This is a genomic window from Deinococcus seoulensis, from assembly GCF_014648115.1.
GTDB lineage: Bacteria > Deinococcota > Deinococci > Deinococcales > Deinococcaceae > Deinococcus > Deinococcus seoulensis.
In genome coordinates this window covers 1-13173 of record NZ_BMQM01000023.1, presented here as the reverse complement: position 1 = coordinate 13173, position 13173 = coordinate 1, and the positions used below count along the sequence as shown (strand labels likewise).

The window sequence follows — 13173 nt, the reverse complement described above, 5'->3', positions numbered from 1 at the left end:
ACCATGACCGCCGATCCCAACGCCAACCTGAAAAGCGCGCCGCTGTTCGACCACCTGGAGGAACTGCGTAAACGCATCGTGATCAGCGCGGTCTTCCTGGTGATCGGCATGGTCGCCGCCTTCCAGTACCGCCTGCAACTGCTGGAACTGGTCAAGGTGCCCCTGAACGCCTCGGTGCTGTACCAGCAGGACAAGGTGCAACTGGTCACGCTGAACCTGACCGATCAGTTCATCCTGAGCCTGAACCTGTCGTTCTGGGCGGGACTGGCGATCGCGCTGCCGTTCATGCTGACGCAGGTGTGGGCGTTCATCGCGCCGGGCCTGTACGACCACGAGCGCCGCTGGGCGCTGCCGTTCATCATCGGGGCGGGCTTCTCGTTCATCGTGGGCGCGATCTTCGGGTACACGCTGGTCCTGCCGACCATGGTGCGGTTCCTGCTGGACTTCCTGAACGGGGCGGTCACACCGATCCTGAGTCTGGGCAGTTACATCGGGACGGTCACGACCTTCCTGGTGGCGTTCGGCCTGTCGTTCGAGCTGCCGATCCTGGCCGTGATCCTGACCCGGATCGGGATCGTGAACCACGTGCTGCTGCGCAAGGGCTGGCGTATCGCGCTGGTCGTGATCATGGTGTTCGCCGCGATCATCACGCCCACCCCGGACCCCACCAGCATGCTGATCGTGGCCGTGCCGCTGTACGTGCTGTACGAACTGGGCGTGATCCTGTCCCGCGCGTTCCGCCTGCCTCCCCCCGAGACGGCGCCCGACGAGACGCCCGCGCTGGGCCTGTAACCCTCGTCCCTCTCCCCCTTCACTTGGCGCGTCCAGGCTCGCAGCAGCCGGACGCGCCTTTCCCTGACTGCCGGATCCCGGGCGCAGTGGCCCGGACCCTGGCGGGCAGAAAGCCCTAGACTGCGAGGCACGTATGGATCCTGTATTTCTTCAGATAGGCAGTTTCACGATTGCCTGGTATGGCGTGCTGATCACGCTCGGCATCGTGGCAGGCGTGTGGGTCGGCACGAAAATGGCGCGCGAACGCGGCCTGAACGTGGACCTGTTCAACGACATGATTCTCTGGATGATCATCTGGGGCCTGGTGGGCGCGCGGATCGTGTTCGTGGCGACCTCCTGGCACCAGTTCGAGAACACGCCGTTCCCGCGCGTGCTGCTGGACATCGTGAACCTCCGGCAGGGCGGCATCAGCATTCACGGCGGCCTGATCGGCGGGATTCTGGTCATGCTGTACTACGCGCGGCGCAAGGGCATGGACTTCTACCGTTACGCGGACCTGTGCGTGCCCGGCGTGGCGTTCGGGATCATCGGTGGGCGCATCGGGAACATCATGAACGGCACGGACACCGTGGGCCGCGTGACCGGCTGGGCCGTCGGGTACCGCTGGCCCGACAGCGCCCGCGCGTTCCACGAGGGCATGTGCATCAAGAACCCCAACCCGGACCTGGACCTCTCGCAGTACTGCCAGCAGATCGGCGGGCAGATCGTCATGACCGCCCCCGTGCACTACACGCAGATGTACGGCGTGATCATCGGCGTGATCCTGTCGGTCGCGTCGTACTTCTGGCTGCGTAGCCGCATTCCCGGCTGGGCGTTCTGGCAGTTCTGGCTGTGGTACTCGGTGCTGCGCGCCGGGTGGGAGGAAACTTTCCGCCTGAACCCCCTGTCGCCCAAAGCGTACCTGAACCAGGGTCTGGACGCCCCCGGCATCGGCCTGTTCACGGACACGCACGTGATCAGCATTCCGCTGATCCTGGTCAGCATCTGGATGCTGGTGCGCCTGCGCCGCCAGGGTGCGCCTGCCGCTGCGCCGGCCGACACGACCCTCAAACCTTCCTGAACCACCCACCTGCCGGGGCCGCCACGTTGAACGCGTGGCGGCCCCGCTGCCGTTCCGGGCGGCCCGGCGCCCTGACCGCGAGCAGTGTGGGTGCGCTGGTACACTGCTGGGCGGTATGACTGATACGAACCGTCCGCTGGACGTGGTGATCCTGGCCGCCGGTCAGGGCACGCGCATGAAATCCTCGCTGCCGAAGGTGCTGCACCCGGTCGCGGGCCGCCCGATGGTCGCGTGGGCCGTGAAGGCCGCGCAGGAACTGGGCGCGCGCAACGTGGTCGTCGTGACCGGGCACGGGGCCGGGGCGGTCGAGGCGGCCCTGGCCGGGAGCGGCGTGGTGTTCGCGCGCCAGGAGCAGCAGCTGGGCACCGGGCACGCGTTCCTGGCGGGCATGGACGCCCTCGACGACCACCGGGAGGCGGACGTGCTGGTGCTGTACGGCGACACGCCGCTGCTGCGCACCGAGACGCTGCGCGACCTGCTGGCCGACCACCGCGCGCGCAGTGGGGCGTTCACGGTCCTGACCGGCGTGCTGCCGGACGCGACCGGGTACGGCCGGATCATCCGGGACGCGCAGGGGAACGTGGAACGCATCGTGGAGCAGAAGGACGCCACGCCCGAGGAACGCGCCGTGGGTGAATTCAACTCCGGCGTGTACCTGATGGACGCCCGCGCGAACGAACTGGCGCACCGCATCACGAACGAGAACGCCAGCGGCGAGTACTACCTGACGGACCTGCTGGGCCTGTACCGCGCCGAGGGGGCCGAGGCGCACGCCTTCCGCCTGAACGACCCGGACGAGGTCATGGGCGCCAACGACCGCACCGGGCTGGCCGAGGCCGAGAACATCATCCGGGCGCGCATCACGCAGGCGCACATGCGGGCCGGGGTGACCATCCACATGCCGGAGACGGTGTACATCGAGGACACGGTCGTGCTGGGCCGCGACGTGACCCTGGAACCCGGCGTGATCCTGCGCGGCGCCACGCGCGTCGCGGACGGCGCCCAGATCGGCGCGTACTCGGTGGTCACGGACAGCGTGCTGGAAGGGGGCGTGATCGTGAAGCCGCACAGCGTGCTGGAAGGCGCGCAGGTGGGTGCGCGCAGTGACGTGGGGCCGTTCGCGCGCCTGCGCCCCGGCACGGTGCTGGGCGAGGCGGTGCACATCGGGAACTTCGTGGAGACCAAGAACGCCCGTCTCGCGCAGGGCGTGAAGGCCGGGCACCTCGCGTACCTGGGCGACGTGAGCATCGGCGACGAGACGAACGTGGGGGCCGGGACCATCATCGCGAACTTCGACGGCGTGAACAAACACCCCAGCCGCATCGGGGCCGGCGTGTTCATCGGCAGTAACTCCACCATCGTCGCGCCCCGCGTGATCGGGGACGCCGCCTTCATCGCGGGCGGCAGCACCGTCCACGACGACGTGCCCGAGGGCGCCCTGGCCGTCGCACGCGGCAAGCAACGCAACCTCGAAGGCTGGTCCCACCGCTACTGGACCGGCCTACGCGAGAAGGTGCAAACGAAACTGCCGTGGCTGGCCGGGTGGCTCGACCGGCAGGACTGAAGAACGGAATGTGAAGGGGGGACGCCATCGGTCGGCGTCCCCCCGCTGCTGCCGGATTCATACGGGTTCCGTCTGTTTCGCTCCCACTCGCATCCGCTCGGACTGAACGGTTTTTACAAACCATTCAGTCGGAGTCCGTATCACGCCGTCAGGGGCGGCGCTTCGGGCAGCGGGTCCTCCACGCGGCGCAGGTGCGGGTTCAGGAGTTGCGCGGTCGCCAGGACGGCCATCAGCACTCCGGTCCACAGCAGGATCGACCCGGCCCCCACCCGCGCGGCGAGCAGCCCGGCCAGCGCGGTACTGAGCGGCGCGGTGAACTGCGCGATCAGGCGGCGCACGCTGAACACCCGGCCCTGCAGTTCCGGCGCGACCTGCGCCTGCCAGATGCTCTGCGAGTGCGCGTTCATGATCGGCGTCATCACCCCGAAAGCCAGCACGCACGCGGCCGTCAGCGGCAGGCTGCCCGCCACGCCGCTCAGGGCGTGCGCAGTCCCGGCGGCGATCATGGGCAGCAGCACGCCCAGCACCCGCCGCCGCTTCAGGCCGCCCGTCACGCTGACCAGCAGGCCGCCCAGCAGGCCCCCGGCACTCAGGGCCGTCCAGACGGTCGCCAGGGCCGCGGCGGTCCCGTCGGCCGGGACGCCCAGCGTGAACCGCACCAGCAGCGGATGCAGGACGCCCACGCCGCTGGTCAGCAGGTTCACGCCCGCGAAGGTCAGCAGCAGGTGCAGCAGCGCGGGCCGCCGCCCGATGAACGACCACCCGAAGCGCATGTCCTGCGCCAGCGAGGGCCGCGCGCTCCCCCCGTCCCGGCGGTGTGGTTGCGGCCAGTGCAGGCGCGACACCACCAGCGCCGCCAGCAGGAACGACGCCGCGTCGATCCCCAGCGCCAGCGCCACGCCGTCCGGCAGGCCCGCCAGCGCCCCCGCCAGAAGGGGCACCTCTCCCTGCCGCGCCAGGGCTGGCAGTCCGATCAGCAGCGCCGCCAGCGCCGGACTCAGCAGCCCGGACAGGCTCCAGAGGGTCTGCATCAGGCCGTTCGCGCGCGGCAGGCGGTCCCGCGTGACCAGCGACGAGTAACTCGTGTCGAACGCCGACCCGTGAAACGTACCGACCAGACCCAGCCCCGCCGTGAACAGCGTCAGCAGCCACACGGGCGGCGTGCCCAGCGTGACCATCAGCACGCCCAGCACCAGCAGCAGCGCCCCCAGCAGGTCGCAGGTGATCATCATGCGCCGCCGGTTCCAGCGGTCCGCCAGCGCCCCCGCCAGCGGCGCCCCCAGGATCGCCGCCGCGCCCCACCCCAGCCCGGTCAGGGCCAGCGCCGCCGCCAGCTCCGGCTTCTGCGCCTCCAGCGGAAAACGTGACTGCGTCAGGTAGATGTTCATGGCAAACGCACTCAGGCCGCCCCCCAGCACACTCAGCGCCTGCGACCCCCACAGCCACAGGAACGTCCGCCAGCGCGCCGCGTCCGACAGGGCGGGCGGGTCGGGCAGGGGGGCAACAGGCGGCAGCGTCATACGCCCAGCGTAAGGCAGCGTCCACCGCCGCGAATCCGCACACTGGCCGATGCACCCCCGCAGCCCGCCCCTCTACCCTGCCGGGCATGCTGCGCCTCCACACCCCGCTCACCCCAGAGACCGACGCGCTGCTGGCCCGCGCGATGTACCCGGACCCCGCCCGCGTTCAGGCCACCCTGCGCCGCTACCGCACCGACCCGGACTGGCAACTGCACACCTGGGAGGTCGGCGGCCTGCCCGTCAGCGCGGCGGGCCTGACCATCAATGGCGACGCAGGCACCGTGCAGCACCTCGGCACGCACCCCGACCACGCCCGGCAGGGCCACGCCCGCGCCCTCCTGCACAGCCTGATGACCGCCCTGAACCTGGGCACCCTGAGCGCCGACACCGACGGGGACGCCACCGACTTCTACCGCCGCAGCGGCTTCCGCATTCAGGAACTCCCCAGCCCCTGGGGCCGCCGATACTGCTGCACCCTGGCGCGCTGAGCTACTTCTGCCGGAGTTTCTTGCGTTCCTGCACGGCGAGTTCGTCGACGCGTTCGTTCTCGCCGTGCCCGGCGTGGCCCTTGACCCACACGAACGTCAGGGCGTGCGTTCTGGCCTGCGCGATCAGTTCTTCCCAGAGGTCCTGGTTTTTCACGGGGTCCTTGGCCGCGGTTTTCCAGCCGTTGCGTTGCCAGTTCAGGATCCAGCCGTCCGTGAAGGCCTTGCGGAGGTACTGGCTGTCGGTGACGACCGTGACGTGGCAGGGGCGTTTGAGGACTTTCAGGCCTTCAAGCAGGCCGCGCAGTTCCATGCGGTTGTTGGTGGTGCCTTCCTCGTTTCCGCTGAGGACGAGTTCGCGGCCTTTGCAGTTGAGGATGGTGGCCCAGCCGCCGTGTCCGGCCTGGGTGTCGCAGGCGCCGTCGCTGTACAGTTCGACGTGGTCGCCCACCACGGGTTGCGCGGGTTGAATGCCGGCCGGGAGGGGCTGGCGGTCACGCGCGGCGGCCTGCGCTTTGCGCGCGGCGGACTGGGGTTGGTGCGGGCGCGACATTCTGGGAACTGTAGGGAGGTGCGGGGCGTACTGTCAAGCATGAGCCGTTCCCTGCCTGTCATTCCGGAATCCGACCGTACTGCGGCGATCGTCACGCACCTGTCGCCGCTGGCGGGGTTTGTGCTGCCGACCCTGGGGAACGTGCTGGGGCCGCTGGTGGCGTGGCTGGCGTTCCGGGACCGCAGCGGCGCGCTGGACGAGCAGGGGAAGGAAGCCCTGAACTTTCAGCTGAGTTTCTGGCTGTACGGGCTGGTGGTGGGGGTGCTGGCGTTCATTCTGTTCAGCGCGGGTCTGATCGGTGGGGCGGTGGGGGCGGCGGCGGGGACGCCGGACCTGGGGACGCTGGCGTTCCTGGGGACGTTCGGGGCGTTCTTCCTGTTCTTCCTGCCGGTGATGGCGGTGCTGGGGTTGGTGCCGTTCGTGTTCATGCTGGTGGCGGTCGTGCGGGTCAGTGCGGGGCAGCCGTACCGGTACCCGCTGAGCATCCGCTTCCTGCGCTGAGGAAATCGGGCGTGGGCGGGTATGCTGTGTCGCATGCGGATCATGGCTGTGTTTGCGCACCCGGACGACGAGATCGGGTGCATGGGGACCCTGGCGAAACACGCGGCGCGTGGCGACGAGGTCATGCTGGTCTGGACGACACTGGGCGAACTGGCCAGTCAGTTCGGGGACGCGCCGCACGCGGAGGTCACGCGGGTGCGCCGCGAGCACGGCGCGTGGGTGGCGGCGCAGATCGGGGCGCAGCATCACTTCTTCGACATGGGGGACAGCCGCATGACCGGCGGGCGGGGCGAGGCGCTGCAACTGGCGCGGCTGTACGCGCGGTTCCGGCCGAACGCCGTGATCACCTGGAGTGACGATCACCCGCACCCGGATCACCGCATGACCGCGAAGATCGCCTTCGACGCGATCACGCTGGCCCGCATTCCGAAGATCGTGAACGAGGTGGGCGGCGGGGCCGCCATGCCGCCCGCGCCGGACCTGAGCGGCGACGACGCCATCGAGAGCGGCGAGGACGTGCGCCGCCTGGATGCGTGGCGGGAACCCGTGCGCTTCTACCAGTACTACGCGCCGGCCAGTCCGTACCCGGAGGTCAGCGTGGACATCACGGACACCATCGACGTGGCGGGGCGTGTGATGGAGTACTACCACGACTTCTACCGCTGGCAGTGGACGAAAGAGCAGTTTCTGGAGGGCCGCGCGGGCGTGGGACGGCTGACGGGCGTGCGCTACGCCGAGCGTTTCAACCTGCGTGTGTCGCAGCTGCCGGCGCGGGCCTACTTGGACTGACCGTCCCCGCGCGGGTGTGGGCGGCTTCGCGCTACAGTGACGGTTACTATGTCCGAGTCCATCAGTATCAAGCAGACCATCGTGGTCAGGGCCCGTCCGGACGTGCTGTACCGGCTGGCGCTGGAGCCCAGGCGGCGCGTCAAGTGGGACCCCAACCTCGCGAAAGCCGATTATGAGGGCGAGAATGCCCGGCTGGCGAACAACGCGCTGGTGCGGTTCAAGTTCACGCGCCGCCTGCTGGGCCTGAGTTTCACTGCGAAGTACGGGCAGTTGCAGGCGCCGCAGCGGGGCGGCTGGGAGAGCGTGCGGAACGTGGGGCCGCTGGAGAAACTCACGCAGGGCTGGACGTTCAAACCCATGCCCGGCGGGACCGAGGTGACCCTGACCCTGAATGCCCGCGTGATGTACCGCTGGATCAGGACGCCCATCGAGCGGGTGCTGCACAACATGGTCGCCACGACCCTGCTGGAATTGCAGCGCAGCGTGGACGCCCAGGGCGCGCAACTGCTTGAGGACATGGGCCGCGAGATGCAGGAGCGTCAGAAGGCCGAGCAGAAAGCCGCGAAGGAGGCGGCGAAGGCCGCGAAGAAGAAACGCTGAACCTCAGCTATTGAGAAACACGCGCCCCGCACGGAAGCTGCGGGGCGCGTGCCTTCCGGTAGACAGGCGACAATCAGCCGGGTTGCAGGGCTTCCAGCGCGACGCGCAGGACGGGGGGCAGGGGCGCGGGGCGGCGGGTGTCGCGGTCCACGTACACGTGCACGAAATGCCCCTGCGCGCAGGCCACATCGTCCCCTTCGCGGAACACGGCCAGTTCGTAACGGACGCTGCTGCTGCCCAGGCGGCCCACGCGCAGGCCCACGCTGAGGGATTCGGGGAACGCGGCGGGCGCGAAGTACGCGCAGCCGCTCTCGACGACCAGCCCGATCACCGCTCCGGCGTGAATGTCCAGCGCGCCGCGCGCCGCGAGGTAGGCGTTCACAGCCGTATCGAAGTATGCGTAGTACGTCACGTTGTTCACGTGCCCGTACACGTCGTTATCCGCCCAGCGGGTCGGGGTGGGGTGGTGGTATGGGTACTCGGCGCGGGTGTGCGGGACGGGGCGGGTCATACGGACTCCGGTTGAATGGGCTGCAAGGACCATTCAATCCGAGCGGATGCGAGTGGGAGCAGGGCGGGTTCCGGACGTGGAGCTGATAATCCGGTGAAGTTCCGGATTGTCAGCGAAACAAACGGAAGCCGTATCACGCGGACTCCCCGACGCTCAGGAGCAGCGTGGTGCCGTCACGCGTCCCGAAGGCCGTCCAGGGCTGCTCCGGGGTCACGTGGTAGCCCTCGCCGGGGCGCAGGCGCACGAAGTTCCTCAGGGGCAGATCCACGACCGCCTCGCCGGTCAGGCACACCAGCCAGCCGGGCGTGGCCGGGCCGGTCAGCGTGCCGGTCAGGGTCACGACCTGCACGTTCCCGCCGGGCAGCCGCACCCACTCGCCGGGTGTGCCCTGCGCCAGCCGGGGCAGGTGCAGGGCCTGGGGGGTGTCGGGGTGGGTGCGGGTGGGCACGTTATTCTCCGCGCGCCGCCTGGTTCAGTTTCTTGCTGGCCTGCAACGCCATGCCCTTGGCTTTCTTGACGTCCAGGCCCAGTTCGGGGGCCACTTCCTCGACCTTGCGGCCCTGTTCGCGGGTGGCGGTCACGAGTTGCTGTTCCTGGGCACTCAGGACGCCCAGGTGGGCCTTGAGTTGCGCCCAGGTGAAGGTCGCCTTGGCGGGCGCGGCCTTCGCGGCGGGTTTCTTGGCAGCCGCCTTTCCGGTACTGGTCTTGCCAGCGCTGGCCTTGCTGGCGGCGGGTTTCTTGGCACCCGCCTTGGCCGGGGCTTTGGCGGCCGCTTTCTTGGGGCTGGCCTTGCCGGGTTTCTTCTTCGGTTCCTTGCCGCGTTCCTCCAGGATTTCCAGGGCGCGTTCGGCGCTCAGGGTGCCCTCGTCCTCGCCCTTGCGCAGCGTGGCGTTGCGTTCCCCGTCGGTCAGGTACGGTCCGAACCGGCCGGATTTCAGCAGGATGGGCGCGCGGCCCTCGATCTCGAAGGTCTGGAGGGGCGGGGCGGCCACGCGGCCCTTCCCGAAGCGGGGTTGCAGGAACAGCGCCTCGGCCTCCTGGATGCCGACCTCGAACAGGTGCTCGTGGCTGGTCAGGCTGCGGCTGTCGGTGCCGCGCTTGAGGTACGGGCCGTACTTGCCGTTCAGCGCCCAGACTTCCTCGCCGCCGCTCGTGCCGACCAGTCGGGGCAGGCTCAGGAGTTTCAGGGCGCGTTCCAGGCTCAGGGTGTCCAGGTCGTCGGTGGGGAACAGGCTGGCAGTGCGCACCGGGGGGTTGGTGTCGCCCAGCGTCACGTACGGGCCGTAGCGTCCGGCGCGGGCCACGACGGGCAGGCCGGTGTCGGGGTCCACGCCCAGGGGGCGTTCGCCGCTGGGGCGGGCCATGATCTCCTCGGCCTTCCCGGCGGTCAGTTCGTCGGGGGCCATGTCCTCGGGCAGGTTGGCTTTCTGCTCGCCGCGTTCCATGTACGGCCCGTAGCGGCCCACGCGGACCTCGATGCCGGTGCCTTCCAGTCGGGGCACGTTGATGGTGGCGATGCTGCGCGCGTCGATCTCGCCCATCTGCCGGTCGATCAGGGGCCGCAGGGCCATGCCCTCGCCGTCGTCACCCAGGTAGAAGCGCCGCAGGTACGGCACCCGCTGGGCGCGGCCGCCCGCGATGTCGTCGAGGTCCTCTTCCATCTTGGCGGTGAAGTCGTAGTCCACCAGCGACGCGAAGTGGTGTTCCAGCAGCGCGCTGGTGGCGAAGGCCGTCCAGGACGGCACCAGCGCCTGCCCTTTCTTGGTGGCGTACCCACGGTCCTGAATGGTGCCCAGGATGCTGGCGTACGTGCTGGGGCGGCCGATGCCCGCGCCTTCCAGCGACTGCACCAGTGACGCCTCGGTGTAGCGGGCGGGGGGCTGCGTGTCGTGACCCTCGGGCTTGACGCTCTCGGCGGTGACGCGCTCGCCTTCCTTCAGGGGCGGCAGGGGCGTCTCGCGGTCTTCCAGCGCGGCGCTGGGGTCGTCGCTGCCCTCCACGTAGGCGCGCAGGAAGCCGGGGAAGTCGATGGTGCGGCCCGAGGCGCTCAGGGCGACCACCTCGCCCGCCTTCGTCTGTCCGCCCAGGCGCACGCGCAGGCTGCGGCCGCGCGCGTCGGCCATCTGGCAGGCGACGGTGCGTTTCCAGATCAGGTCGTACAGGCGCCACTCGTCGCCGCTCAGTTCGGCGCGCAGGCTCTCGGGCGTGCGGAAGGCACTTCCGGCCGGGCGGATCGCCTCGTGGGCCTCCTGGGCGTTCTTGGCTTTCTTGGCGTACACGCGCGGCTGCGGCGACAGGTAACTGGGGCCGTACATCTGCGTGACCTGCGTGCGGGCGGCCGTGACCGCCTCGGTGCTCAGGTTGGTGCTGTCGGTGCGCATGTACGTGATGTAGCCCTGCTCGTACAGGCGCTGCGCGGCGCGCATGGTGCGCGTGGCGGCGAAGCCCAGCTTGCGGCTCCCCTCCTGCTGCAACGTGGACGTGATGAACGGCGGGTACGGGCGCTGCGTGAAGGGTTTCTCCTCGGCGCTCGTGACCGTCAGCGGCTGCCCGGTCAGGCCGTCGGCCAGGGCGCGGGCCTCGGCCTCGCTCAGCAACCGGGCCGTCACGCCCGCTTTCAGCCGTCCGGTCAGCGGGTCGAAGTCACGGCCCAGCGCCAGCTTCTGCATCTGTCCGTCGGGGCCAGCCACGTCGGTCAGGCGGGCCGGGAAGGTCTGCTCGTCCGCCGTCTTCCCCGTGACCAGCAGGTCCCACCACGACGCACTGACAAAGCGCATGCGTTCGCGTTCGCGTTCCACCAGCATGCGGGTCGCCACGCTCTGCACGCGGCCCGCCGAGAGCTTCGGCTTGACCTTCTTCCACAGGACCGGACTGACCTCGTAGCCGTACAGGCGGTCCAGGGCGCGGCGGGCCTCCTGCGCCTCCACGAGGTTCGTGTCAATCTGGCGCGGCGCGGCAATCGCGGCCTGAATGGCTTCCCTGGTGATCTCGTGGAACACCATCCGCTTGACCGGCACCTTCGGGTTCAGTTCCTGAAACAGGTGCCACGCGATGCTCTCACCCTCGCGGTCATCGTCGGTCGCCAGGATGATCTCGTCCGCCTCGGCCGCCAGCTTACGCAGTTTCGCCACGTGCGCCTTCTTCTCGGGCGACACGACGTACAGCGGCTGAAAGTCATGCTCGACATCCAGACCAAGGCGCGCCCAGGCTTTCCCCTTGTACTTCTCCGGGATGTCCGCCGCACTTTTCGGCAGGTCGCGGATGTGCCCGATGGAAGACTCCACCGCGTACCCCTTTCCGAGGTACTTCTCGATGGTGCGGGCTTTGGCAGGCGACTCGACAATGACAAGGGTTCTGGGCATAAGTAAGGTCTCTTCCCCGTGAGCAGGGTCCCGTGAGCAGGGGCTCCCGTAATCAGAGGTACGGGCCGAGCGTAGCACGCGTTCCCGTTCACGCTCCGGCACAGGTTCCACACTGCCACGGAAAATCACTGCCACGGAAAGTTCCGCCCGGCCACTGAACGCCATGCCCGGCCACCGGCCCTCAAACCGTCAGGCTTATCATTTCCTTCATGCTACGCTGCCGCTGATGCGTTCCCGGGGCGCCACCCTCACCCTGCTGCCACTGGCCGTGGCGGCCCTGCTCGTTGCAGGATTCGTCCTGACACCCAACCTCCGCGTCCCGAACGCCACCACCCCCCACCCCACCCTGGTCGTCCTGGGCGCCGCGCAGTACGCCGGGAAACCCAGCCCCGCCTTCCAGCGCCGCCTGGACCACGCCCTGACCCTCTACCGCGCCGGAGGCGTGCAGCGGGTCGTCGTCACGGGCGGCCGCCGCGACGGCGACCCCTACACCGAAGGCGGCGTCGGCACTGCCTACCTCGCCCGCCACGGCGTGCCCACGGGCGACCTGATCGCCGAGGAACGCAGCCGCACCACCGTGCAGAACCTCCAGAACGCCCGCGCCGCCCTGCCCCCCCACACCCCCCTGACCCTTGTCACCGACGAGGCCCACGCCCCCCGCGCCCTCGCCCTGGCCCGCGCCATCGGCCTGAACGCCAACGTCAGCGCCAGCCCCCTCAGCCCCCAGGTAAACCGCTCGTACCTGCTGCGCGAGAAAGTCGCCCTGGCCGCCTACTCCCTGATCGGCATCCGACTGTAGCCGTGAAGGTTCGCTGGTACGCCCTCAGCGGCCTGCTGCTACTGACCAGCGTGGCCCTGCTCAGCCAGCAACGCGCAGCAAAGGCTGAACTCACATTGGTGACATTCAGGAAAAACGGCGTTCAGGTTGCCGTGCTGGCCCGCCCGACCGGTGAGCAGACGGTGGCGATCACGGCAGTCTTTACGCCCCAGCCCGGGTTCCACATGTACAGCGTTGATCTGCCTGCAGAGGGGATCGATGGTCTGGGTCGCCCCACCCGATTCGAATTGGCGGCTCCATCCACCGGAGAACTGTCTCCGCAGTTCACAGTCACGCCTGAAGAGATTCACGTGGTCTCCGCCGCAAGCCCCGAGCCAATGCCTGTCTACCCTGCCGGGCCAGTTCGCCTTACCCGGCAGTTACGACTGGACTCGACGTCATCTGCGGTCACCTTGGACGCCCGGTTCAGCTATATGAGTTGTGACGATGCCCGTGGTTGCACTGTGCCTGTCCGTGACCACCACGAACGTATCGACCTCAAAGGAATCCGATGAATAAGACCCTGCTGACCCTGACCACCCTGACCCTGCTGGGCTGACCGCCTGACAGATTTTATGAGATGAAGTGAAAACTGACGTGCCAGCCGTTCTTGAGTGCT

14 protein-coding genes are annotated in these 13173 nt (G+C 68.9%); 9 read left to right on the top strand and 5 right to left on the bottom strand.

Annotation, left to right across the window (positions count from 1 at the left end):
* Positions 1-3: 3 nt before the first annotated feature.
* From tatC to glmU, 3 genes are all read left to right on the top strand, one after another.
* The gene (gene tatC / locus IEY70_RS14960) at positions 4-792 is read left to right on the top strand and encodes a twin-arginine translocase subunit TatC (RefSeq protein WP_189065842.1); all 789 of its coding nucleotides are present in this window, start codon (positions 4-6) and stop codon (positions 790-792) included.
* Between the two features lie 133 nt (positions 793-925).
* Positions 926-1852 (top strand): prolipoprotein diacylglyceryl transferase, encoded by a 927-nt coding sequence (locus tag IEY70_RS14955; protein ID WP_189065841.1) that lies wholly within the window; start codon positions 926-928, stop codon positions 1850-1852.
* A 115-nt stretch (positions 1853-1967) separates the two neighbouring features.
* Positions 1968-3416 (top strand): bifunctional UDP-N-acetylglucosamine diphosphorylase/glucosamine-1-phosphate N-acetyltransferase GlmU, encoded by a 1449-nt coding sequence (glmU, locus tag IEY70_RS14950; protein ID WP_189065840.1) that lies wholly within the window; start codon positions 1968-1970, stop codon positions 3414-3416.
* 140 nt (positions 3417-3556) lie between these two features.
* Here the strand turns inward: glmU and IEY70_RS14945 are convergent, their stop codons facing one another.
* Complete coding sequence (locus IEY70_RS14945; protein ID WP_189065839.1) at positions 3557-4936, bottom strand: MFS transporter; 1380 nt, start codon at positions 4934-4936, stop codon at positions 3557-3559.
* An 86-nt stretch (positions 4937-5022) separates the two neighbouring features.
* On the opposite strand from IEY70_RS14945, the gene IEY70_RS14940 reads away from it, so the two are divergent.
* Positions 5023-5424 carry a GNAT family N-acetyltransferase gene (locus tag IEY70_RS14940; protein WP_189065838.1) on the top strand — a complete coding sequence of 134 codons (402 nt, stop codon included), beginning with the start codon at positions 5023-5025 and terminating at the stop codon, positions 5422-5424.
* Position 5425: 1 nt separating this feature from the next.
* Here IEY70_RS14940 and rnhA read toward each other — a convergent pair whose 3' ends face one another.
* A complete protein-coding gene (rnhA, locus tag IEY70_RS14935) occupies positions 5426-5974 on the bottom strand; it encodes a ribonuclease HI (RefSeq protein ID WP_189065837.1) in 549 nt (182 codons plus the stop codon).
* Between the two features lie 39 nt (positions 5975-6013).
* Between rnhA and IEY70_RS14930 the strand changes: the two genes are divergently transcribed.
* Genes IEY70_RS14930 through IEY70_RS14920 form a run of 3 tightly spaced genes read left to right on the top strand, consistent with a single transcriptional unit; the run spans position 6014 to position 7864 of the window.
* Entirely contained in the window at positions 6014-6475 is a 462-nt protein-coding gene (locus tag IEY70_RS14930; protein ID WP_189065836.1) for a DUF4870 domain-containing protein, read from the top strand.
* Between the two features lie 33 nt (positions 6476-6508).
* Positions 6509-7264 carry a PIG-L deacetylase family protein gene (locus tag IEY70_RS14925; protein WP_189065835.1) on the top strand — a complete coding sequence of 252 codons (756 nt, stop codon included), beginning with the start codon at positions 6509-6511 and terminating at the stop codon, positions 7262-7264.
* Between the two features lie 48 nt (positions 7265-7312).
* Positions 7313-7864 (top strand): SRPBCC family protein, encoded by a 552-nt coding sequence (locus tag IEY70_RS14920; RefSeq protein WP_189065834.1) that lies wholly within the window; start codon positions 7313-7315, stop codon positions 7862-7864.
* Positions 7865-7937: 73 nt separating this feature from the next.
* On the opposite strand, the gene IEY70_RS14915 is transcribed toward IEY70_RS14920, so the two are convergent.
* From IEY70_RS14915 to topA, 3 genes are all read right to left on the bottom strand, one after another.
* The gene (locus IEY70_RS14915) at positions 7938-8375 is read right to left on the bottom strand and encodes an acyl-CoA thioesterase (RefSeq protein ID WP_189065833.1); all 438 of its coding nucleotides are present in this window, start codon (positions 8373-8375) and stop codon (positions 7938-7940) included.
* Positions 8376-8508: 133 nt separating this feature from the next.
* Positions 8509-8823 carry a hypothetical protein gene (locus IEY70_RS14910; protein ID WP_189065832.1) on the bottom strand — a complete coding sequence of 105 codons (315 nt, stop codon included), beginning with the start codon at positions 8821-8823 and terminating at the stop codon, positions 8509-8511.
* A 1-nt stretch (position 8824) separates the two neighbouring features.
* Entirely contained in the window at positions 8825-11737 is a 2913-nt protein-coding gene (gene topA / locus IEY70_RS14905; protein WP_189065831.1) for a type I DNA topoisomerase, read from the bottom strand.
* A gap of 226 nt (positions 11738-11963) precedes the next feature.
* On the opposite strand from topA, the gene IEY70_RS14900 reads away from it, so the two are divergent.
* Both IEY70_RS14900 and IEY70_RS14895 read left to right on the top strand, forming a co-directional pair.
* The gene (locus IEY70_RS14900) at positions 11964-12536 is read left to right on the top strand and encodes a YdcF family protein (protein WP_189065830.1); all 573 of its coding nucleotides are present in this window, start codon (positions 11964-11966) and stop codon (positions 12534-12536) included.
* A gap of 2 nt (positions 12537-12538) precedes the next feature.
* Positions 12539-13069: a hypothetical protein gene (locus IEY70_RS14895; protein WP_189065829.1), complete on the top strand. Its 531-nt coding sequence runs from the start codon at positions 12539-12541 to the stop codon at positions 13067-13069.
* Positions 13070-13173: the final 104 nt, after the last annotated feature.

Excerpts from the sequence above, each read along its gene's own strand:
- tatC (WP_189065842.1), top strand. The coding sequence starts at position 4 with ATGACCGCCGATCCCAACGCCAACCTGAAAAGCGCGCCGCTGTTCGAC.
- IEY70_RS14955 (WP_189065841.1), top strand. The coding sequence starts at position 926 with ATGGATCCTGTATTTCTTCAGATAGGCAGTTTCACGATTGCCTGGTAT.
- glmU (WP_189065840.1), top strand. The coding sequence starts at position 1,968 with ATGACTGATACGAACCGTCCGCTGGACGTGGTGATCCTGGCCGCCGGT.
- IEY70_RS14945 (WP_189065839.1), bottom strand. The coding sequence starts at position 4,936 with ATGACGCTGCCGCCTGTTGCCCCCCTGCCCGACCCGCCCGCCCTGTCG.
- IEY70_RS14940 (WP_189065838.1), top strand. The coding sequence starts at position 5,023 with ATGCTGCGCCTCCACACCCCGCTCACCCCAGAGACCGACGCGCTGCTG.
- rnhA (WP_189065837.1), bottom strand. The coding sequence starts at position 5,974 with ATGTCGCGCCCGCACCAACCCCAGTCCGCCGCGCGCAAAGCGCAGGCC.
- IEY70_RS14930 (WP_189065836.1), top strand. The coding sequence starts at position 6,014 with ATGAGCCGTTCCCTGCCTGTCATTCCGGAATCCGACCGTACTGCGGCG.
- IEY70_RS14925 (WP_189065835.1), top strand. The coding sequence starts at position 6,509 with ATGCGGATCATGGCTGTGTTTGCGCACCCGGACGACGAGATCGGGTGC.
- IEY70_RS14920 (WP_189065834.1), top strand. The coding sequence starts at position 7,313 with ATGTCCGAGTCCATCAGTATCAAGCAGACCATCGTGGTCAGGGCCCGT.
- IEY70_RS14915 (WP_189065833.1), bottom strand. The coding sequence starts at position 8,375 with ATGACCCGCCCCGTCCCGCACACCCGCGCCGAGTACCCATACCACCAC.
- topA (WP_189065831.1), bottom strand. The coding sequence starts at position 11,737 with ATGCCCAGAACCCTTGTCATTGTCGAGTCGCCTGCCAAAGCCCGCACC.
- IEY70_RS14900 (WP_189065830.1), top strand. The coding sequence starts at position 11,964 with ATGCGTTCCCGGGGCGCCACCCTCACCCTGCTGCCACTGGCCGTGGCG.